The 20,581-nt window shown below is 64.7% G+C and carries 18 protein-coding genes, 1 tRNA gene and 1 pseudogene; 11 read left to right on the forward strand and 9 right to left on the reverse strand.

All coding sequences use genetic code 11. The features are described 5' to 3' along the window. Positions 1-25 precede the first annotated feature (25 nt). Positions 26-199: a PA1571 family protein gene (locus CAG34_RS28970; RefSeq protein ID WP_170978823.1), complete on the reverse strand. Its 174-nt coding sequence runs from the start codon at positions 197-199 to the stop codon at positions 26-28. 213 nt (positions 200-412) lie between these two features. Between CAG34_RS28970 and CAG34_RS09195 the strand changes: the two genes are divergently transcribed. The 4 genes and pseudogenes from CAG34_RS09195 (at position 413) to mqo (ending at position 5,745) form a co-directional block, all read left to right on the forward strand. Next, the gene (locus CAG34_RS09195; protein ID WP_085589519.1) at positions 413-2,176 is read left to right on the forward strand and encodes an ABC transporter transmembrane domain-containing protein; all 1,764 of its coding nucleotides are present in this window, start codon (positions 413-415) and stop codon (positions 2,174-2,176) included. 764 nt (positions 2,177-2,940) lie between these two features. After that, positions 2,941-3,051: pseudogene (locus CAG34_RS29420) on the forward strand (hypothetical protein); the annotation flags it as partial. Between the two features lie 228 nt (positions 3,052-3,279). Beyond that, complete coding sequence (locus tag CAG34_RS29425; RefSeq protein ID WP_371257960.1) at positions 3,280-3,984, forward strand: methyl-accepting chemotaxis protein; 705 nt, start codon at positions 3,280-3,282, stop codon at positions 3,982-3,984. 186 nt (positions 3,985-4,170) lie between these two features. Continuing rightward, a complete protein-coding gene (gene mqo / locus CAG34_RS09205) occupies positions 4,171-5,745 on the forward strand; it encodes a malate dehydrogenase (quinone) (RefSeq protein WP_085589417.1) in 1,575 nt (524 codons plus the stop codon). A gap of 201 nt (positions 5,746-5,946) precedes the next feature. Here the strand turns inward: mqo and CAG34_RS09210 are convergent. Together CAG34_RS09210 and CAG34_RS09215 are read right to left on the reverse strand one after the other, a co-directional pair. Next, a tRNA-Pro gene (locus tag CAG34_RS09210) sits at positions 5,947-6,023 on the reverse strand. Positions 6,024-6,103: 80 nt separating this feature from the next. Next, positions 6,104-6,325, reverse strand: a complete 222-nt coding sequence (locus CAG34_RS09215; protein WP_025338312.1) for a YgdI/YgdR family lipoprotein — start codon at positions 6,323-6,325, stop codon at positions 6,104-6,106. A 188-nt stretch (positions 6,326-6,513) separates the two neighbouring features. On the opposite strand from CAG34_RS09215, the gene moaB reads away from it, so the two are divergent. Beyond that, positions 6,514-7,053, forward strand: coding sequence for a molybdenum cofactor biosynthesis protein B (moaB, locus tag CAG34_RS09220; protein WP_025338313.1), 540 nt, complete (start codon positions 6,514-6,516; stop codon positions 7,051-7,053). Between the two features lie 22 nt (positions 7,054-7,075). After that, positions 7,076-8,263, forward strand: coding sequence for a gephyrin-like molybdotransferase Glp (gene glp / locus CAG34_RS09225; protein ID WP_085589521.1), 1,188 nt, complete (start codon positions 7,076-7,078; stop codon positions 8,261-8,263). Between the two features lie 9 nt (positions 8,264-8,272). Here glp and CAG34_RS09230 read toward each other — a convergent pair whose 3' ends face one another. Beyond that, on the reverse strand, positions 8,273-9,499 hold the full coding sequence (locus tag CAG34_RS09230; RefSeq protein ID WP_075044210.1) for a glycosyltransferase family 4 protein: 1,227 nt from the start codon (positions 9,497-9,499) through the stop codon (positions 8,273-8,275). A gap of 270 nt (positions 9,500-9,769) precedes the next feature. Between CAG34_RS09230 and yegS the strand changes: the two genes are divergently transcribed. Beyond that, the gene (yegS, locus tag CAG34_RS09235) at positions 9,770-10,657 is read left to right on the forward strand and encodes a lipid kinase YegS (protein ID WP_085589419.1); all 888 of its coding nucleotides are present in this window, start codon (positions 9,770-9,772) and stop codon (positions 10,655-10,657) included. On the opposite strand, the gene CAG34_RS09240 is transcribed toward yegS, so the two are convergent. From CAG34_RS09240 to CAG34_RS09250, 3 genes are all read right to left on the reverse strand, one after another. Continuing rightward, a complete protein-coding gene (locus CAG34_RS09240; RefSeq protein WP_085589421.1) occupies positions 10,641-11,300 on the reverse strand; it encodes a response regulator transcription factor in 660 nt (219 codons plus the stop codon). The genes yegS and CAG34_RS09240 overlap by 17 nt on opposite strands. Continuing rightward, entirely contained in the window at positions 11,290-12,186 is an 897-nt protein-coding gene (locus CAG34_RS09245) for a sensor histidine kinase (RefSeq protein WP_085589423.1), read from the reverse strand. Before CAG34_RS09245 ends, CAG34_RS09240 begins: the two co-directional genes overlap by 11 nt. Before the next feature lie 375 nt (positions 12,187-12,561). Then, positions 12,562-13,071, reverse strand: coding sequence for a hypothetical protein (locus CAG34_RS09250; RefSeq protein ID WP_025338319.1), 510 nt, complete (start codon positions 13,069-13,071; stop codon positions 12,562-12,564). Positions 13,072-13,421: 350 nt separating this feature from the next. On the opposite strand from CAG34_RS09250, the gene CAG34_RS09255 reads away from it, so the two are divergent. After that, positions 13,422-14,357, forward strand: coding sequence for a chemotaxis protein CheV (locus CAG34_RS09255; protein WP_015269524.1), 936 nt, complete (start codon positions 13,422-13,424; stop codon positions 14,355-14,357). Between the two features lie 56 nt (positions 14,358-14,413). Continuing rightward, complete coding sequence (locus tag CAG34_RS09260; RefSeq protein ID WP_085589425.1) at positions 14,414-15,217, forward strand: MOSC domain-containing protein; 804 nt, start codon at positions 14,414-14,416, stop codon at positions 15,215-15,217. A 129-nt stretch (positions 15,218-15,346) separates the two neighbouring features. Here CAG34_RS09260 and CAG34_RS09270 read toward each other — a convergent pair whose 3' ends face one another. Continuing rightward, positions 15,347-17,272: a transglycosylase SLT domain-containing protein gene (locus CAG34_RS09270; protein ID WP_075044214.1), complete on the reverse strand. Its 1,926-nt coding sequence runs from the start codon at positions 17,270-17,272 to the stop codon at positions 15,347-15,349. Between the two features lie 221 nt (positions 17,273-17,493). Between CAG34_RS09270 and CAG34_RS09275 the strand changes: the two genes are divergently transcribed. Further along, complete coding sequence (locus CAG34_RS09275) at positions 17,494-19,422, forward strand: ATP-binding cassette domain-containing protein (protein ID WP_025338322.1); 1,929 nt, start codon at positions 17,494-17,496, stop codon at positions 19,420-19,422. A gap of 125 nt (positions 19,423-19,547) precedes the next feature. On the opposite strand, the gene CAG34_RS09280 is transcribed toward CAG34_RS09275, so the two are convergent. Continuing rightward, a complete protein-coding gene (locus tag CAG34_RS09280; protein WP_013971709.1) occupies positions 19,548-19,988 on the reverse strand; it encodes a universal stress protein in 441 nt (146 codons plus the stop codon). Between the two features lie 110 nt (positions 19,989-20,098). On the opposite strand from CAG34_RS09280, the gene CAG34_RS09285 reads away from it, so the two are divergent. Beyond that, positions 20,099-20,536, forward strand: coding sequence for a hypothetical protein (locus tag CAG34_RS09285; protein ID WP_085589427.1), 438 nt, complete (start codon positions 20,099-20,101; stop codon positions 20,534-20,536). Positions 20,537-20,581 lie beyond the last annotated feature (45 nt).

A 20,581-nucleotide genomic window follows, 5' to 3' on the forward strand; every position in this document is an offset into this window, starting at 1 on the left:
GCGCCGGGTTGCAAGAATTCGCCGATCAACCTTTGCGTACGCGCTCTACCCGGCTTTCTTCCAGGGCCTTGCAGGCCTTCTGGATCATCTGCTCGGTGATCGGTACTTCGCGCCCCTGGGCATCGATGATCGAACCGCACACCTGCGGCTGAGGGGTAGTTCGGGGCTTCTGGTTGTCGCTGCCATGCTGCAAGCTCATGTATTGTCTCCTCATCAGGTTCAAGCGCAGGTTAACCCTGTGCCGTGACTGGCCTGTGACAGTACCTGCAGGGTCACGGCAGGCACAGTCGAACAGAAACGGCAGTAAAGCTCCATAGCCTGGTTAGACCGATAGGCTATAGCAACCCTGCAAGGGTTCCACAGGCGTGGATGAGTGGTAGGCTGCGGTTTCCCCGCCAATGTGGTCAGCGCCATGCCCGAATCGGTTTCCCCGCGTCAACGCCGCGCCTTGCGCCTGGGTTGGCAGTTTGTCCGTCCGTACCGTCGCCAGGTGCTGCTGGCCTTGCTGGCCCTGGTAGTCACCGCCGCCATCACCCTGTCCATGGGGCAGGGCATCCGCCTGCTGGTGGACCAGGGCTTCATGACCCGCTCCGCACATCAGCTCAACCAGACCATCGGCCTGTTCCTGCTGCTGGTGGTGGCCCTGGCGGTGGGTACCTTCAGCCGCTTCTACCTGGTGTCGTGGATCGGCGAGCGCTGCGTGGCCGATATCCGTCGGGCCGTGTTCGACCACCTGATCGGCCTGCATCCCGGGTTTTTCGAAGACAACCGCAGCTCCGAGATCCAGTCGCGGCTGACCGCCGACACCACCTTGCTGCAATCGGTAATCGGCTCTTCGCTGTCGATGTTCCTGCGCAACGCGCTGATGGTCATCGGTGGCGTGGTGTTGCTGTTCATCACCAACCCCAAGCTCACCAGTATCGTGGTGGTGGCCCTGCCGCTGGTGCTGGCGCCGATCCTGCTGTTCGGCCGCCGGGTACGCAGCCTGTCGCGGCAGAGCCAGGACCGGGTGGCGGATGTGGGCAGCTATGTGGCCGAGACCCTCGGGCAGATCAAGACCGTGCAGGCCTACAACCACCAGGCGCATGACCGCCAGCTGTTCGCCGGCACGGTGGAAGCGGCGTTTGCCGTGGCCCGGCAGCGGATTGCCCAGCGTGCCTGGCTTATCACCCTGGTGATCGTGCTGGTTCTGGGAGCGGTGGGGGTGATGTTGTGGGTTGGCGGCATGGACGTGATCGCCGGGCGCATTTCCGCGGGCGAACTGGCCGCCTTCGTGTTCTACAGCCTGATCGTCGGTAGCGCCTTCGGCACCCTCAGCGAGGTGATCGGCGAGTTGCAGCGGGCGGCGGGCGCCGCCGAGCGCATTGCCGAACTGCTGGCGGCGCGCAGTGCAATCCTGCCGCCCGCCGTGGCGCAGGAGCTGCCACAGCAGCGGGCCAGTGGGCGTATCGAGCTGCAGCAGTTGGTGTTCGCCTACCCGTCACGGCCCTCGGTGGCGGCTGTCGATGGCCTGAGCCTGGCCATCGAGCCGGGGCAGACCGTGGCGCTGGTGGGCCCGTCGGGGGCGGGCAAGTCGACCTTGTTCGATTTGTTGCTGCGCTTCTACGACCCCCAGCAGGGGCGCATCCTGCTTGATGGCCGGGCGATCACCGAACTCGACCCCGATCACCTGCGCCAGCAGTTCGCCCTGGTGGCACAGAACCCCTCGCTGTTTCGCGGCACGGTCGAGGCCAACATCCGCTATGGCCGGCCCGAGGCGACCCTGGCCGAGGTCGAGGCAGCCGCCCGGGGTGCCCATGCCGACGCATTCATCCGGCAATTGCCGCAGGGCTACCAGACACTGCTGGGCGAGGGCGGCATCGGCCTGTCCGGCGGGCAGCGGCAGCGCCTGGCCATCGCCCGTGCGTTGCTGGTCGATGCGCCGATCCTGTTGCTGGACGAAGCCACCAGCGCACTCGACGCGCAAAGCGAATTCCTGATCCAGCAGGCGCTGCCCAGCCTGATGGCCGGGCGCACCACCCTGGTGATCGCCCATCGCCTGGCTACTGTCCAGCATGCCGACCGTATCGCGGTCATCGACAAGGGCAGGCTGGTGGCGGTGGGGACGCATCGCCAGCTGATCGAAGAGAGCCCGCTGTATGCCCGGCTGGCGGCCTTGCAGTTCACCACGGGGTAGCTTGTAGTGGCGTTGTAACATTTCTGTAGTATTTGCCTGAGAGTATCTAGCTCAACTGTTGCGTAAGTGCTCGACCTGGCTGCCATTGCTTGATGGCAGCCTTTTTTTGGCCTGCCAGTAACCGGGCTGCGTTGCACCCCATTGCCAACTCGCGCGGCCCCCGGTCTTCCTCCTGCTTTCCGAGATCCAAGATGTTGCGTAAATCCCTCAGAGTGCAAATCCTCTCCCTGCTCGGCGGCAGTCTGGTGGCGATGTTGCTGATCGCCCTGGTGTGCTTCCAGTTCCTCTCGTCCAGCGTGCGCGGCTACGCCGAGCTGGTCGACGGGCCGCTGCGGGCCTCGCAGTTGATCGACGAAGCCAACCTGCAGTTCAAGATCCAGGTGCAGGAATGGAAGAATGTGCTGTTGCGCGGGCGCCAGCCGGCTGACATGGACAAGTACTGGCAGCAGTTCCAGGCTCGCGAGCAGCAGGTGCAGCAACTGCTCGGGCAATTGATCGACAGCAGCGACGCGAGGCTCAAGGCGCCGCTGCAGCAACTGCGTGACAGCCACCGGCAGCTGGGCCAGGCCTATGCTCAGGGGCGCCAGGCATTCCTGGCGGCGGGCGGCGACCCGGTGGCCGGCGACCAGGCGGTCAAGGGCGTGGACCGCGCCGTCAGCGAGCAGATGAGCGAACTGGTCGAGCAACTGCGTGCCGAAGCCCGTCAGCACGCCGCCAGCCTGAGTGCCGGCGCCGAGCGCACGGTATGGCTGGGCTTGCTGGTGATGCTGGCTTCGGCCGTGCTGGTGGGGCTGCTCAGCCTGTGGTTGGTCAACCGCAGCCTGGTCGAACCGATCCGCCAGTTGATCGAATATGTCGCGCAGCTTAGCCAGGGCCGCTTTGCCGCCCGGGTAGACAGCCGCCGCGAGGACGAACTGGGGCGCCTGGCGCGGGCTGCCAACACCCTGCGCGATTTCCTCGCCGACACGGTCGGCCGGCTGCAGGACAACGCCCAGGAGCTGGAAGGTGCCAGCGGCCAGCTGCGCAGCATCGCCGGCGACATGGCCCGTGGTACCCACGACCAGTTCCAGCGCACCGACCAGGTGGCCACGGCCATGCACGAAATGTCCGCCACCGCCCAGGAAGTCGCGCGCCACGCCGCCGAGGCCGCCCGCGCGGCGGACGACGCCGACCACAGTGCCCAGGCGGGCGAGCAGGTGATGCAGCAGACCATCGACATCATCGGCGCGGTCAACCGCGAAATTGCCGGCACGGCGGCGGTGATTCGCGACCTGGAGCATGACAGCACGCGCATTGGCAAAGTGCTCGAAGTGATCCGTGGCATTGCCGAGCAGACCAACCTGCTGGCGCTCAACGCGGCCATCGAAGCGGCCCGTGCCGGCGAGGCCGGGCGAGGTTTTGCGGTCGTCGCCGATGAAGTGCGCAGCCTGGCCCAGCGCACGGCGGCGTCGATCGCCGAGATCCACCAGATCATCGAAGCGGTGCAGTCTGGGGCGGTGGAGGCGGTCAAGGCCATCGAAAGCGGCCAGCAGCGCAGCGAGGAGGGTGCCGAGCAGGTGCAGCAGGCCGGGCAGATGCTTCAGCGCATCACTCTGGCAGTGGAAGCGATCCGCGACATGAACCGGCAGATCGCCACGGCGGCCGAAGAGCAGACCAGCGTGGCCGAGGACATCTCGTGCAACCTGATCGAAATCACCCGCATCGCCACGGCCAACCAGCAGGCGGTGCAGCATACCGAACAGGCGGGGCAGCGCCTGCATGGGTTGTCGGGGCAGCTGGGTGAAGTCACCTCCCGCCTGAGCGCCTGATCTTTCAAGGGGGCGCGTAGCGACCCCTAGGGGGAAACCCGCCATCTGACAAGGGCAAGCTGTTCCCCATTGGCGGATTGTCGCCATCTACCCCATCGCCCGCCCCCTGTATTCACTGCTCCAGACCCAGTTGGCACGTTCCCTGCTCAAGGCGGCGCGCGTGTACACAACAACTGGATAACATCAATGAAGAAATTCCTGCTGACGTTCCTCTGCCTGGGCGTCATCGGCTGCTCCAAACCCGCGGAGCCGGAAAAGACCGTCGATGTGCTGCTGATTGGCGGTGGCATCATGAGTGCCAGCCTGGGCACCTACCTCACCGAGCTGGAGCCTTCCTGGAAGGTCGACGTCTACGAACGCCTGGACCAGGTGGCCGAAGAAAGCTCCAACGCCTGGAACAACGCCGGTACCGGTCACTCCGCGTTCTGCGAGCTGAACTACACCAGCGTCGGCAAAGACGGCAGCATCGACATCAGCAAGGCCGTTGGGGTCAACGAGCAGTTCGAGGTGTCCAAGCAGTTCTGGGCCTACCAGGTCGAGCAGGGCGTGCTCAGCAACCCGAAGTCGTTCATCAACAACGTGCCGCACATGAGCTTTGTCTGGGGTGACGACAACGTCGCCTTCCTGCACAAGCGCGTCGACGCCCTGCAGCACAGCTCGCTGTTCCGCGGCATGGAAATCTCCGAAGACCACGAGCAGATCCGCAAGTGGGCACCGCTGGTGATGGAAGGCCGTGACCCGGAGCAGAAAATCGCCGCCACGCGCATGGCCATCGGCACCGACGTGAACTTTGGCGAAATCACCCGCCAGTTGTTCGCGGCGATGACCCGCAACCCCAATGTGTCGTTGAACCTGCGTCATGAAGTGCGCGACATCGTGCGCAACGACGACGGCACCTGGCATGTGCGGGTGGCTGACCTTGCCAACGGCGGCGAGGAAAAGGCCGTCAACGCCCGCTTCGTGTTCATCGGTGCTGGTGGTGGCGCGCTGAAGCTGCTGCAGAAGTCGGGCATCGCTGAAGCCGAAGGCTATGCCGGCTTCCCGGTCGGTGGCCAGTTCCTGATGACCGACAACCCCGACCTGGTCGCCCGCCACCAGGCCAAGCTGTACGGCAAGGCCTCGGTCGGCGCGCCGCCGATGTCGGTACCGCACCTGGACACGCGGATGATCGATGGCAAGCAGGTGCTGCTGTTCGGCCCGTTCGCCACCTTCTCCACCAAGTACCTCAAGCACGGCTCGCTGCTGGACATGTTCGCCTCGCTGAACAGCCACAACGTGCTGCCGATGGTCAAAGCCGGTATCGACAACATCGACCTCAGCACCTACCTGATGGGGCAGTTGATGCTCAGTTTCGATGACCGCATGAACGCGCTGCGCGAGTACTTCCCCAACGCCAAGAACGAAGACTGGAAGCTGCTGCAGGCCGGCCAGCGGGTGCAGGTGATCAAGAAGGACCCGGTACTGGGCGGTGTGCTGCAGTTCGGTACTGAAGTGGTGGCGGCCCAGGACGGCAGCATCGCTGCATTGCTGGGGGCATCGCCGGGTGCCTCGACCGCGGCGCCGATCATGCTGACCGTGCTGGAAAAGACCTTCAAGGACCGTATCCAGTCGCCAGCCTGGCAGGCCAGGCTCAAGGAAATCGTGCCAAGCTATGGACAGAAGCTGAACAACAACCTGGCGCTGACCAACCAGACCCGGGCCTGGAGCAGTGAGCGCCTGCAGTTGCTGTATGTGCCGGTGGAGGCTGAGGTGTCGCACTGACACATGTGGGAGCGGCCTTGTGTCGCGAAAGGGTCGCAACGCGGCCCCAGGATTTCAGCCAGGCTGCACAAGTTGCTGGGGGCTGCCTTGCAGCCCTTTCGCGACACAAGGCCGCTCCCACAAGGGGGGCGCGCGCTGGGGCAGGGCACTTTTCAAGGCACAACAAAAAGCCCGCACTAGGCGGGCTTTTTGACGAGGATTTGGTCGGAGAGACAGGATTCGAACCTGCGGCCTTCTCGTCCCGAACGAGACGCGCTACCTGGCTGCGCTACACTCCGATGAAGGAAATCCTACTGCATACTTTTTTTGCACGCAAGCCCTTGTTGTTAAAAGGGCCTTTGCAAAAAACAGGCTGCGATCAGAGCTCTTTGACGGTGCGGATCTGGTCCTTGTTCAGGCGTGTGCGCTTGCCGTCCAGCTGCTCGAATTCGTAGAAACCGGAGTCTTCATCGAACTTCGGTGTGTCGGTGGCCTGGATTTCGCGACCGTCGTTCAGGGTAATGACGGTTGGCGATGCGCAGCCAGCGAGGGCGCCCAGGCCCAAGGCGAGCAGGAAGGCGGGTAGGGTCCGTTGAATCATCGTGTTTCTCCAGTGCGATGGTGCTAGATGACATTAAGACGCAGGGCGTCCACGCAAGTTCCGTCTACAGTGCAGCATAGCGGCAAACCCGGGGCATTGATCGAGGGCAAGGGCCACGGGCGTCACGCTGTGATGGGCGCGTGCTGTGTTATAACTGCGGCCATCCCATCTTCTTGTGACGGACCCCCATGAAAGCCAAGGCAGATACCCCCTTCGTGCCGCTGAACATCGCCGTGCTCACGGTCAGCGACACCCGTACTTTCGACACCGATACCTCCGGCCAGCTGTTCGTCGACCGGCTGAGCGCGGCTGGCCATCGCCTGGCCGAGCGCGTGCTGCTGAAAGATGACTTGTACAAGATTCGCGCCCAGGTCGCCACCTGGATTGCCGATGACAGCGTGCAGGTAGTGCTGATCACCGGCGGCACCGGCTTCACCGGCCGCGACAGCACGCCCGAGGCCGTGGCCTGCCTGCTGGACAAGCAGGTAGAAGGCTTTGGTGAGCTGTTCCGGCAGATTTCCGTGGCTGACATCGGCACTTCCACCGTGCAGTCGCGCGCCCTGGCCGGGCTGGCCAACGGTACCCTGGTGTGCTGCCTGCCGGGTTCGACCAACGCGGTGCGCACCGGTTGGGACGGTATCCTCGCCGAGCAGCTGGATGCCCGCCATCGCCCGTGCAACTTCGTGCCGCACCTGAAGCAGGCAGCGGCCTGCGACAGCCGTGGCTGAGGTCCGCCAGGCCCGGCCGCTGATGCCGGTAGAACAGGCCCTGGAGCAGCTGCTGGCTTTGGCCGAAGCGGCACCGATCCGCGACACCGAGAACCTGCCGCTGGCCGAGGCCGAGGGCCGTGTGCTGGCCACCGACCTGGTGGCCTCGCTCGACCTGCCGCCTTGGCCGAACAGTGCCATGGACGGTTACGCCCTGCGCATGGCCGACTGGCAGGGCGAACCACTGCCGGTCAGCCAGCGGATTTTCGCCGGCCATGCGCCGCAGCCGCTGCAACCGGGCACCTGCGCGCGCATCTTCACCGGGGCACCGCTGCCCGAAGGTGCCGACTGCGTCGAGATGCAGGAAAACACCGAAGTGGCGGAGGATGGCCGGGTACGCTTTCTCGAAGCGCTGAAGACCGGGCAGAACATTCGTCCCCAGGGCCAGGAAACCCGCAAGGGCGAACAGGTGATGAGCGCCGGCACCCGGCTGGGGCCGATCGAGCTGGGCCTGGCCGCGACCCTGGGCCATGGCCGGCTGGACGTGGTGCGCAAGGTGCGGGTGGCGGTGTTGTCCACCGGTGACGAACTGGTCGAACCCGGCCTGCCGCTGGGGCCGGGGCAGATCTACAACAGTAATCGCCGGCTGCTGGTCAGCTGGCTGCAGAGGCTGGGCTGCGACGTGGTCGATGCGGGCATTCTGCCGGACGACCTGGCGCGCACCCGCAGCTGCCTGGCCGAGCTGGGCGATGTCGACCTGATCCTGTCCACCGGCGGTGTCTCGGTGGGGGAGGCCGACTACCTCGGCGCCGCCCTGCGCGAAGCTGGCGAGCTGGCCTTGTGGAAGCTGGCGATCAAACCGGGCAAGCCGCTGACCTTCGGCCACTTCCAGGGCGTGCCGGTAATCGGCCTGCCGGGTAACCCGGCCTCGACCCTGGTCACCTTCGGCCTGCTGACCCGGCCCTACCTGTTGCGGCGTCAGGGCGTGGCCGATGTCACGCCGTTGCGCTTCGACATGCCGGCCGGCTTTGACTGGCCCAAGGCCGGCACGCGCCGCGAGTACCTGCGCGCCCGCATCGAACAGGGCCAGGTGCGCATCTACAAGAACCAGAGCTCTGGCGTGTTGCGCAGTGCGGCCTGGGCCGAAGGGTTGGTGGAGGTGCGCGAAGGCAGTACGCCGAAGCAGGGTGACAGCGTGCCGTTCATCCCCTTCAGCGAACTACTTGGCTGAGCGGCCCCGTCAGGCACTGGCCAGCGGCGTGGCCTCGGCCGGTGCCGCCAGTGCCAGGCGCATGTGCACGTTCTCCAGTTGCTGGGCGGCCACGCTCCAGTCGTGGCGCTGGCGGGCGAACTGGCGCCCGGCGTCGCTCAACTGGCTCATGCGCCAGGGCTGGTTGAGCAACTGGGTGATCAGCAGGGCCAGCTGGTCGCCATCCTCACTGCCCAGGTAGTGCTCACCATTGTTCGCGGCCAGGCCTGAAACACCTTTGCCGGTGGTGATCACCGGCAAGCCAGCGGCCATCGCTTCGAGGATTTTCACCTTGGAGCCACCGGCATAGCGCAGCGGTGCGAAGAACAATGCCGAACGCCGTTGCAGTTCACGCAGGTCGGGGCGGTAGCCGAACCATTCGATGCGCGGGTCGTTCCAGTGCAGTTTCCAGCTGGCCGGCATGGCATGCCCGGCAATCGCCAGGCGCACCGCCGGGTTGCTCATCCAGACCTGCGGCATGATGTCTTCCAGCGCCCATTCGATGGCCTCCAGGTTGGCGCCATACTCGAAGTTGCCAACGAACAGCAGGCGCTGGCTGTGCAGCGCGGGTTGCACGTGCTGGTAGAAATCACAGTCCACGCCATTGACCACCACGTTCACCGGGCGCCCGCTGATCTGCGCGATCAATTCGGCATCGTGGGCGCTGACTGCCACCAGTTCGGTGGGTTGGCGCAATACCCGCTGTTCCCAGCGTCGATAGCGCCAGCGATCGAAGGCGTTGAGCGGGCGCAGCCATAGCGGCAGGCGATCGTGGCTGGCGCCACCCATCACCGACTCCAGGGTGTGCTCGCTGAGCATGTACGGCAGCCCGCGTGCCTGCAGGGCCTTTTCGAAGGGCTGGAAACTGTAGCTGTGTTCGATCTGGATCACGTCCCAGGGCTCGTCCAGCAATTGCTCGAAGCGGTGCCGCAGGCAAGGGGCCAGGCCATTGATGATTGCCCGCATGGGGTAGGCGATGATCGGTGAGGCCAGCAGGTTGAGTGGGCTGTGCAGGGGCCGACGGGGCAGCACGATCAGGCGCTCGAGCAGCGGTTCCAGGGCTTCGCGGGCGGCATCGCCGAGCGGGATCTTCGATTGCACCAGCAGGGTAATCCGGTGGCCCCGCTGTGCCAGTGCGCGTATCAGGTGGTATTGCCGGGTCTTGCTGCCGCTGGTGGTTGGCCAGGGCAGGTACGGCAGTGTCCAGAGAATGCGCATGACCCGGTATCCTCGCTAAAGGCCGCGGATAGCAAGACGCGCCCGTGGGCAGCAGTGGTAGAACCACTGCCGGGGGCGCGTCCGTGGCAATAAAGTGTATCTGCTGAGCATAGCCGTGCATTGCCAGGCGTGTGGGAAAAGACCGGCCGACGCTTGTCGGTTGATGCCCCACAAACGATCGCGTTGGCCTGCTATTTTTTCGGGCGCATGCAACGATCCGCAATTGCAAAGGGTCGAGATCTGGGTTGATCACTTCACGGAGGCGCGCACATGCAAGGGCGCAAGGCAATGCTGATCCTGCACGGCAAGCAGGCCATGAACGAAGACGTGCGCAGCGCCGTGCATGGCCTGCGCGACAGCGGCTGGGTACTGGATGTGCGGGTCACCTGGGAGGCCGGCGACGCGCAGCGCCTGGTCACCGAGGCGCTGGCCGCCGGCTACGGCCATATCGTCGCCGGAGGCGGCGATGGCACGCTGCGTGATGTCGCCGAGGCCATGGGGCAGGCAGGTACCGAGGCCACCCTGGCGTTGTTGCCGCTGGGCACGGCCAACGATTTTGCCAAGGCCGCCGGCATACCCCTGGAGCCTGCCACCGCCCTGGCACTGCTGAACATACCCGCACGGCCAATAGACCTGGGCCAGGCCGGCGATCAGTTGTTCCTCAACATGGCCACGGGCGGTTTTGGCAGCCAGGTCACGGCCAACACCTCCGAAGACCTGAAGAAAGTGCTGGGCGCGGCCGCCTACCTGTTCACCGGCTTGTCGCGCTTCAGCGAACTGCAGGCAGCCTCGGTGGAGCTGCAAGGGCCGGGCTTCGACTGGCAGGGTGACCTGCTGGCGCTGGGGATCGGCAATGGCCGCCAGGCCGGGGGGGGGCAAGTGCTGTGCCCCGAGGCCCTGGTGGACGACGGCTTGCTCGATATCGCCATCCTGCCGGCACCACAGGAGATGGTCGGGGCGCTGCGTGAGCTGTTGGCTGGCAACGGGTTGTTAGTCAGGGCCAGGTTGCCCTGGGTCGAGATCAAGTGCTCGCAGGGCCTGGACATCAACCTCGATGGCGAGCCGGTGCAGGCCGACAAGTTGCGCTTCCAGGCCAGGCCCGCTGCACTGCGCCTGCATCTGCCGGAGGGGTCGCCGTTGCTCAGTCGTCCAGGCTGATGATTTTCTCGCGCACGGCGAACAGCACCAGGCCGGCCACGTCATGAATCTGCAGGCGTTTCATGATTTGCGAGCGGTGGGTTTCCACGGTCTTGATCGACAGGCCCAGGCCGGTGGCGATTTCCCGTGTGGACTTGCCACGCACGATCAGGCGCAGGATTTCCAGCTGTCGCGCCGTGAGGTTATGCCGCTCGCCCGCGGGTTGCTTGCCCTGCCTGGCGTGCTGCAGCGCCTGGTTGATGACCGTATGGGCGATGGCTGGGCTGAGGTAGTGCTCGCCGTTGCGCACCGCGGCCAGGGCCTGTTCCAGTTCGGTGGCGCTTGTGTCCTTGAGCAGGTAGCCGTGGGCGCCGCTTTCCAGGGCCCGCATGATCAGGTCCGGGTCGGTGTGCATCGACAGGATCAGCACCTTGCAGGTGTTGCCGCTGGCGCGCAGTTGGGTGAGGGCGTCCAGGCCGCTGGTCGAGCGCATGGAGATGTCCAGCAAGACGATGTCCGGCGCCAGCGTGCGCACCTGTTCGAGCAACTGGCTGCCGTCGTCGGCTTCACCGATCACGTCATAGCCGGGGATGTCGCAGACCAGTGCGCGCACCCCGGCGCGGATCAGCGAGTGGTCGTCTACCAGCAGCAGTCTACAGGTCATGGGTTGCAGTACTCCTGGCGCGTTCCTGGGTGCGCGGTGGCCATGGGAACATTGCCTCGATGCGCGTGCCCAGGCCGAGCTGGCTGGTGATGTCCAGGCTGCCCTGCAACGCGGTTACCCGCTCCTGCATGCCGGCCAAGCCCCGCTGGCCTGCTTCGGCCGGTTGCCTGGCTGGCACGAAGCCGCGGCCATCGTCGTGGATCGATAACGCCAACCCCTCGGGGGTGCGCTGCAGGCGGACGACCAGGTTGCGTGCCTGGGCGTGGCGCAGCATGTTGGTCACGGCTTCCTGGGTAATGCGGAACACCGCCATGGCCACGGCCTCGTCGATGCCGCCCAGGCGCTGGTTGCACGCCAGGCTCCAGTGCACGCCGCTGTTGCCCAGGGTGCGCACCAAGTGTGCGCGCAGGCTGGCCTCCAGGCCCAGGCTGGCCAGCTGCCGCGGGTTGAGAAGGGCGGAGACATCGCGCACGTTGCCCAGGGTGTCATCCAGCGTGCTGCGCAGGGCGTCGCAGTGGCCTTGCAGGTCATCGGGCATGCGCTTCTGCAGCCACTGCAGCTGCAGCTTGGCGGCGGTGAGCAGCTGGCCGATGTCATCGTGCAATTCCCGGCTCAGGTGCTGGCGCTCGTCTTCCTGGACCTTGAGCATGCGCTCGGCCAGTTCCGCCGGGCGCAGGTTGATCGACCTGGCGCCCAGGGCCAGGTGCACGGCAGCGCCCAGCGTGGCGGCCAGCTGCAGCAGCAGCAGGCTGGCCGGGATCGCCTGGTCGGTCAGGTACAGCGACAGGGTGGCGACCAGCGAGGCCACGCACAGCCCGACCGTCGCCCAGCGCAGCAGGGTAGTGCGGGAGCAGCACCGCAAAGAAGTCTTCAAGCGTGGAAACATAGGTAGGGAAGCCACTGAAGTATTGCTGATGGAGGCCTTGCACAATCCATGTCAGAGGCTTTGGAGCAGTACTTTATATTTTCTTTCGAACGCGTGATCTTGCGACCTTGCTGCAGGTCGCAAGCGTTTGTGGGGCCGCATATTACCACTTCGCAGTGCATTGGTCGCGATCGGGTAACGCTATGAAACGCCTGCGGGGCGGGCGCTGGAGGGTAGCAAAGTGCCACTTGGCTTGATCGCACAACAGGCACTTGCCATTGAACTTGCGCGCTGTTGATTCAACTTGGCCCCCGGCAACCTGGAAAACTTCGAGAACTTTCCAAGTTCGGCCTGGGTGGGCCTGAATAAACGTGCCCGGCTGCATTTCAAGCCAGTTCAATATGTGGCAGATGAGCGGCCGGAGTGCGTGCTGCCTGCCGTCTCGGTATGCGGGTGGATGCACACGCTGCCTTGCTCGTCGCAGGAGGTGCAGGGTTGTGCAAACGTTTGCTGCACGGCCTTGGCCAGTTCACCCAGCAGTACCAACTGCTCGCCGATGTCCAGGTTGAGCCGCCCGGTGCAAGGGTCGACCAGCTCCAGCTGCCAGGCCAGCAGGGTCAGGCAGGCCCCTACCGCGGGCAGGGCTTCGCGCTGCAGGCGACCGACCTGGCAGGCCGGTGCCAGCAACTGCTGCAGGGCGGTGGTGTAATGGGCGACTTCGCGCAGGCCCAGGTGTGTGGCCTGTCGAGCAAGGTTGTCGAGGGCGTTGTCCAGGCAATGGCAGGCATCCGGGTCGTTGTCGATCAGCTCCAGATGCTGCAGGCATTCCTGGGCCTGGGTCAGCAGTACCTGGGCATCCAGCAGGAACCCCTGCAGGGCGTTATCGAACGACAAGGCGCTGTCCATCATGATGCCCCCGCGCGTGGGGCAGGCGCAGGGGACGGGCACGCCAAAACGATAGCTAGCAAAAGCCTGACTCCATTCATGCAATGAGAATGGCGTCACATTAATGGCTAAAGGATATCGCGAACATCAGGTTGCACCCGATTGTGGCTAAGGGTTTCCCTGATAAGGGCCTCAGGTGGGGAACTTTTACCGTCCCGCTGAATCACCCGCGCTTCCCGCAGTAAAGCATGATGGTAAAGTGATATCAATTGCCTTCACGGCATTTTCCCGCAAGGGTCAAGGTGTGCGTGAAGCCGCCGATACAGGGTGGATGATTTCACTTTTTCCGACTCAAGCCTGGGGGCTTTCCAATGGCTGGCATTCTCGACACGGTAGACCAACGCACGCAACTGGTGGGTGAGAACCGCCTGGAAATCCTGATGTTTCGCCTGGCCGGCCGCCAGCTGTTCGCGATCAACGTGTTCAAGGTGCAGGAAGTGCTGCAACTGCCCAAGCTGACCCTGATGCCCCAGCGCCACGCTTTCGTCTGCGGTGTGGTCAACCTGCGCGGCCAGACCCTGCCGGTGATCGACCTGTCCCAGGCGATCGGCATGCGCCCGCTGCAACCGGGGCCGGACAGCACCATCATCGTCACCGAATACAACCGCTCGGTACAGGCCTTCCTGGTAGGCGGTGTCGACCGCATCGTCAACATGAACTGGGAAGCGATCATGCCGCCGCCATCCAGTGCCGGCCGCCAGCATTACCTGACCGCCATCACCAAGGTCGATGACAAGCTGGTGGAAGTGATCGACGTGGAGAAGGTGCTGGCCGAGATCGTGCCGTACAACGCCCGGGTTTCCGGCGACAAGCTCGCCGACCCGGTGCTGGCCCGGGCCCGTGGCCGCGAAGTGCTGCTGGTGGACGACTCCAGCGTGGCCCTGGCGCAATTGCGCGACACCTTGTCCCAGCTGGGCGTGAAGCTGCACGTGGCCAGTGATGGCCTGAAGGCGCTGCGCATGCTCAAGGGCTGGGCTGACGCTGGTGAGGACGTGTGCGAGAAGCTGCTGATGGTGTTCACCGACGCCGAGATGCCGGAAATGGACGGCTACCGGTTGACCACCGAGATCCGTGGTGATGCCCGTTTGCGCCAGCTGTACGTGGTGTTGCACACCTCGCTGTCGGGTAGTTTCAACGAATCCATGGTGAAGAAGGTGGGCTGCGACAACTTCCTGTCCAAGTTCCAGCCCGATCGCCTGGTCGACGTGGTCAAGCAACGCCTGTTGCTGGATGCCGCTACCGCGTGATCCCGGCCCCTGCCGGGTATAAGCTTGGCGTTTTGGCATGACGCGAGGCGGCAGGGATGTTTCTCAGTGAGCTGTATCGGTACCCGGTGAAGTCGGGGCAGGCGCAACGCCTGCAGGCTTCACCGGTGGGATTGCTGGGGTTGCAGGGTGACCGGCGCTGGATGGTGGTGGAGGAAGAAAACGGACGCTTCCTTACCCAGCGCGCCTGGCCTCAGCTAGGCCAGATCAAGGCTAGTGATGATGACAGCGGCCAATTGCTGCTGGAAGCACCTGGGCAGGCACCGTTGCGGGTGCCTGTGCCGCCTGCCGATGACGCCCTGCGCGGCGTGACCATCTGGCGCGATACCCTGCGCGTGCCGGATGCGGGCGATGCGGCGGCGGCCTGGCTGAGCCAGCTGCTGGGCAAGGCCGTGCGCCTGGTGCATTGCCCGGAGCAGCGCGCGCGTTACCTGCCCAATGGTTATGGCTTCAACAGTGACCGGGCGGCGTTCCCGGACGGTTTCCCGTTATTGCTGATCGGCCAGGGTTCGCTGGACGAACTCGACCGGCGTATCGGACGGCCCATGGAGATGCTGCGCTTTCGGCCCAACCTGGTGGTGCAGGGGGCTGAACCGTTTGCCGAAGATGGCTGGAAGCGGATTCGTATCGGCAGCCTGGAGTTTCGCGTGCTCAAGCCCAGTGTGCGCTGCATCTTTACCACCATCGACCCGGCTACCGGCGAGCGCAGCGAGGACCGCGAGCCGATGGCCACGCTCAGGACCTTCCGTGAGAAGGAGGGGGATGTGCTGTTCGGGCAGAACCTGGCGGTGGACGGCAGTGGGTGGTTGGAGGCAGGGATGAAGGTCGAAGTCCTGGAGTAGCTGTGTTGCCTGTTCCGGCCTCTTCGCGGGCTTGCCCGCTCCCACAGGATCACCACAGCTTTCAAGGCTTGTGAAGAACCTGTGGGAGCGGGCAAGCCCGCGAAAGGGCCGGCACAGGCTCAGTAGCAATCACATGTCATCGAAATACCGCTCATGCCAATCCACCAGCGGCTGCGGCGAGTTCAGCTTCTGCCCGTAGATCACCGAATACGACAGCACGTTCTGCACATACTGGCGCGTTTCGTCGAACGGGATCGACTCCACCCACACATCGAAGCTCAGATGCTTGGCGCCTTTGAGCCACTGCCGCACGCGCCCGGGCCCGGCGTTGTAGGCTGCCGAAGCAAGTACCCGGTTGCCGTTGAACTGGCTGTGTACCTGGCTCAGGTAGGCCGCACCCAGCTGGATGTTCTTGTCCGGGTTGAGCACCTGCGCCGGTGATGCCAGCGGGATGCTGAACTTGCGCGCGGTTTCCTTGGCCGTGGCCGGCATCAACTGCATCAGGCCGCTGGCACCCACCGGGGAGCGGGCATCCTCCATGAACGCGCTTTCCTGGCGGGTAATGGCGAATACCCAGCTTGAATGCAGGCCGCGGACCTTGGCCTCGCGCACCAGGGTGTCGCGGTGGGCCATCGGGAAGCGAATGTCCAGGTCGTCCCAGTACTGCGCCTGGCTGATGGTGCGAATGGCCGGGAAGTACCAGCGCAGGTCGTAGCCCAGGCGCGCCTGGGCGACCATTTCGTCGCGGGTGAAGTGGCGGCTGACGTGGTACCACTCGCGGCGGCCTTCGACGATCTGGCCGCGGGCGTGGAACTCCAGGGCACGGCGGATACCCGGAGTGTTGCGTACCTTGTTGACCAGCTGCGGGCTGAGCACCAGCGGCTTGTTGTTCAGCTGGTAAGGAGTCTGTGCCCGGTCGGCGGCGAGGAAGCCGTAGAAGTCACGCTCACGCGCCACGGTCTTGTACAGCAGTGGGATCTGTGGGTTGTTCGGCTGCGCCAGCTCCAAACTGCGCGCCTGCCAGTACTTCCAGCGGCTGCTGCTGGCCAGGTCCTGGGGCAGGCGGCGGGTCAGTTCGTAGGCGTCTTCCCAACGGCCCAGGCGCAGCAGCAGGCGCAGGCGCCATTCGCTGACGGTGTTGTCACGCAGTTCGGGGTCGTAGCGGGTCATCAGGTCGAGTGCGCGCGGGTCGTAGCGGCGCGCCAGGGTCAGGCCGATCTCACGGGCGATGGCCACCTTCTCGTCACGGGAAAAGTGCATGCGCTGGGCGTAGTCGTCGAGCAGTGCCATGGCCCGCTCCGGGTCCTGCCGGGCCAGGCGGCGCAGGCCGAGGCTGACCACGTCGGACATGGCTTCGTTGACTGGGGTGAAGCGCGACGGCTGGTTGAGCAGCTCGGGTTTCTGCGCCACATCGACCAGCAGGCGCCCCTGCGGGGCGAGGGTGGTCAGGGTCTTGACCAGGTTGTTGGCCAGGCCGTAGTTGCGCGCCTGGGCCGCCAGCTTGGTGCGTTGCCAGCGCTTGGCCTCGGTCAGCTGGCCCTCGGCCGCCCACATGCCGAACAGCGTGTCGCAGGTGGCCGGCTGCGACTTGCCGACGTTCCACAGTTTGTCGGCCGTGGCAAAACCTTCGGCGCGCAGGCCGTGGCTGAGCTGGTACTGGCCGTTGAGGCAGTCCAGTTCGGTGAAGTTGAGCTTGGGGTCGTAGTACTTGGCGAAGGTGTTCCATTCGCCGCGTTCGGCCAGCCAGCGCAACCAGCGCAGTTTCATCCAGTTGGCCTGGGGCAGGTCGCCATGCTTGGCGAGGAAGCCTTCGATTTCCTGGTTGCTGGCGGTTTTCAGGCGGGCGGTGAGTTCGTCGTAGGCCAGGTAGGGCGTCAGCGGGTAGTCGCTGAGGGCCTGGGCATAGCGCAGGTACGGGCCTTTGTCGCCTTTGGCCAGCGCGCGCTTGGCCTCGTCATAGTATTGGCGTTGCAGGGTAAGGTCGGCGGCCTGCGCCGCGCAGGTGGCGGCGGTGAGCAGCAGGCAGGATGCAATATGTAACAGGCGGCTGCGCATGATACGTCCGGGCAGTTGAACCATGGGGAAGTGACGGCGGAGCCAGCACTGTTGGAAGCTATTGCCTTAGCTTAGCTGTTTGCCGGCGGCGGGTGAAAGCACTGTGCTTGTATCGGGATATTAAGTTCGACCAGATGTCGCAAAGGCCTCGCCGGTTGGCCAGGCGGATGCCGTCGAGGGCCAAGTCAGGTAGAATGCGCGCCCGATTTATGGAGACCAACATGACCCTGCTCAAATTCAGCGATGTGTCCCTCGCATTCGGCGCCATGCCGCTGCTGGACAAAGTGTCCTGGCAGATCGCTCGTGGCGAGCGGGTGTGCATCATCGGCCGCAACGGCACCGGCAAGTCGAGCATGCTGCGCCTGGTCAAGGGCGAGCAGAAGGGCGACGACGGCGAAATCTGGCGTGCCCCGGCCCTGAAGATCGGCGAGCTGCCGCAGGAACTGCCGGTGGCCGACGAGCGCACGGTGTTCGATGTGGTGGCCGCAGGCCTGGATGGCGTGGGCGAGTTGCTGGCGCAGTTCCACCACCTGAGCCTGAACATCCAGGGCGATGAAGACCTGGAAAAACTCATGCACGTCCAGCACGAGCTGGAAGCCCGTGACGGCTGGCGCCTGCAGCAGGTGGTGGAAAGCACCCTCAGCCGCCTGCAGCTGCCGGCCGACAAGACCCTGGCCGAACTGTCCGGTGGCTGGCGCCGCCGCGTGCTGCTGGCCCAGGCGCTGGTGTCGGAGCCCGACCTGCTGCTGCTCGACGAACCGACCAACCACCTGGACATCGGTGCCATCGCCTGGCTCGAAGAGGCCCTGCGCGGCTTCAACGGCGCGGTGCTGTTCATCACCCACGACCGTTCCTTCTTGCAGAACCTGGCCACCCGCATCCTCGAACTGGACCGCGGCGGCCTGATCGACTGGAACGGCGACTATGCCAGCTTCCTGGTGCACAAGGAGGCCGCGCTGGCCGCCGAGGAAACCGCCAACGCATTGTTCGACAAGCGCCTGGCTCAGGAAGAAGTGTGGATCCGCCAGGGCATCAAGGCTCGCCGCACCCGCAACGAAGGCCGCGTACGTGCGCTGAAGGCCCTGCGCGTGGAGCGCAGCGAACGCCGCGAGCGCCAGGGCAAGGCCAATATCCAGATCGAGGCGGCGGAAAAGTCCGGCAAGCAGGTGATGGTGCTGGAAAACGTCAGCTTCCATCACCCCGACGGGCCTGTGCTGGTCAAGGACTTCTCCATGGTCCTGCAGCGTGAGGACCGCATCGGCCTGCTGGGCGCCAACGGTACCGGCAAGACCACCCTGCTCAAGCTGATGCTCGGCGACCTGGAGCCGACCACCGGCAAGGTCGAGCGCGGCACCAAGCTGGAAGTGGCCTATTTCGATCAGATGCGCCACCAGCTCGACCTGGAAAAGACCGTTATCGACAACCTGGCCGAAGGCCGCGACTTCATCGAGATCGACGGCCAGAACCGCCATGTGCTGAGCTACCTGGGCGATTTCCTGTTCAGCCCTCAGCGTGCCCGTACGCCGGTCAAGGCGCTTTCGGGTGGCGAGCGTGCACGGCTGTTGCTGGCCAAGCTGTTCAGCAAGCCGGCCAACCTGCTGGTGCTTGACGAACCGACCAACGACCTGGACGTGGAAACCCTCGAGTTGCTCGAGGAGGTGCTGTCCAACTACAAGGGCACCGTGCTGATGGTCAGCCACGACCGGGCCTTCCTCGACAACGTCGTCACCAGCACCCTGGTGTTCGAAGGCGAGGGCAAGGTGCGCGAATACGTCGGTGGTTACGAGGACTGGATTCGCCAGGGTGGCTCGCCGAAGCTGCTGGGCGTGACCGAGAGCAAGGGCGGCAAGTCCGAGCTCAACAGCGCGGTGGTGGAGAAGGTCGAGGCCAAACCGGCGCCTGCGCCTGTTGCAGAGGTGGCCGATGGTTCGAAGAAGAAGCTCAGCTACAAGCTGCAACGTGAGCTGGAAATGCTGCCAGGGCAGATCGACGAACTGGAGCAGCGCATGGCCGAGGCCCAGGAAGAAGTGAATGCGGCGGGCTTCTATCAGCGGCCGATTGCGGAAACCTCGGCAGTGCTGGCCAAGATCGAGAAGCTGCAGGGTGAGCTGGATGTGCTGGTGGAGCGCTGGGCCGAACTGGAAGGCTGATCGGCGTTAGCCTGGCCCAGCCCCTTCGCGGGTGAACCCGCTCCCACAAGGACCGCACCGCTGTTGAACGCGGTGCAGTACCTGTGGGAGCGGGCAAGCCCGCGAAATGGCCGGCACAGGTTGAATCATTCCTTCTTCTGCAACCGCACCGCCAGTACATCGCACGGCGCACCATGCAGCACGTCATTGGCCGTGGACCCCAGCAGCAACGCCAGGCCGTGACGGCCATGGCTGCCGACCACGATCAGGTCGCACTTCTGGTCCTTGGCCAACTGGTGGATTTCCTGGCGCGGCTGGCCATAGGTCAGGTGCGAGTCGCCGCGGTGGATGTCCGGGTATTTGTTGAACAGGCGGTCCATGCGTTCCTTGGCCTGGTCGAACTGCTGCTGTTGCAACTGCGACAGGTCCATCGGCACGTCACCGCCGAACGCCATGGCCATCGGCTCGACGATGTGTACCAGCGAAACCTTGGCATTCGAAGGTGCAGCCAGCGCCATGGCACGTTTGATCACCGGGTCGCATTCTTCGGTCAGGTCGACGGCGACCAGAAGATGTTCGTAGGACATGAGCGGAACTCCTGACAATCGCGATAGAAGAAGTATGGTCGCTTTCGGGCGGGTCTTCCGTGAAAAATGGCTAACCAGCTCATTTGCAACGCTTTATGGGAACTACAGATATGACGGTATTGCTGGTGGTGTCAATCCTTGCGCTGATTCTCAGCCCGCTTTCCTGGTTGCGCACCTCGCGCAAGCAGAGCGAGCAGATGAAGCTGCGCCTGGAGGCTCGGCGCATGGGTCTGGCCATGCAGCTGGCGCCGCAGCAGTGGCCGCACTGGCTGGAAAAGGAGCCGCCAAGCCCGTGCCCGCAATACCACCGGGCACGTCGCCGCGGGCATGAGGACAGCTTCAGCTTCTGGCAGATCACCCCGGGGGTGTGGTGGAACCAGTGGCGTGAACCCTGCGATGACCCACGCTTCATGGAGGCCCTGGCGCGCTTGCCGGCGAGTGTCTACAAGGTCGAGGCCGATGCCCGGATGATCGCGCTGTACTGGACCGAGCGGGGCGATACGGCTGTGTTGCAGGATATTGCCCACGTCCTCGAAGCACTCGCCTGATACCTGTCTGGCACGGTCATTGTGGGAGCGGGCATGCCCGCGAAC

Origin of the sequence: Pseudomonas sp. B14(2017) (assembly GCF_002113255.1) — a bacterium.
GTDB lineage: Bacteria > Pseudomonadota > Gammaproteobacteria > Pseudomonadales > Pseudomonadaceae > Aquipseudomonas > Aquipseudomonas putida_Z.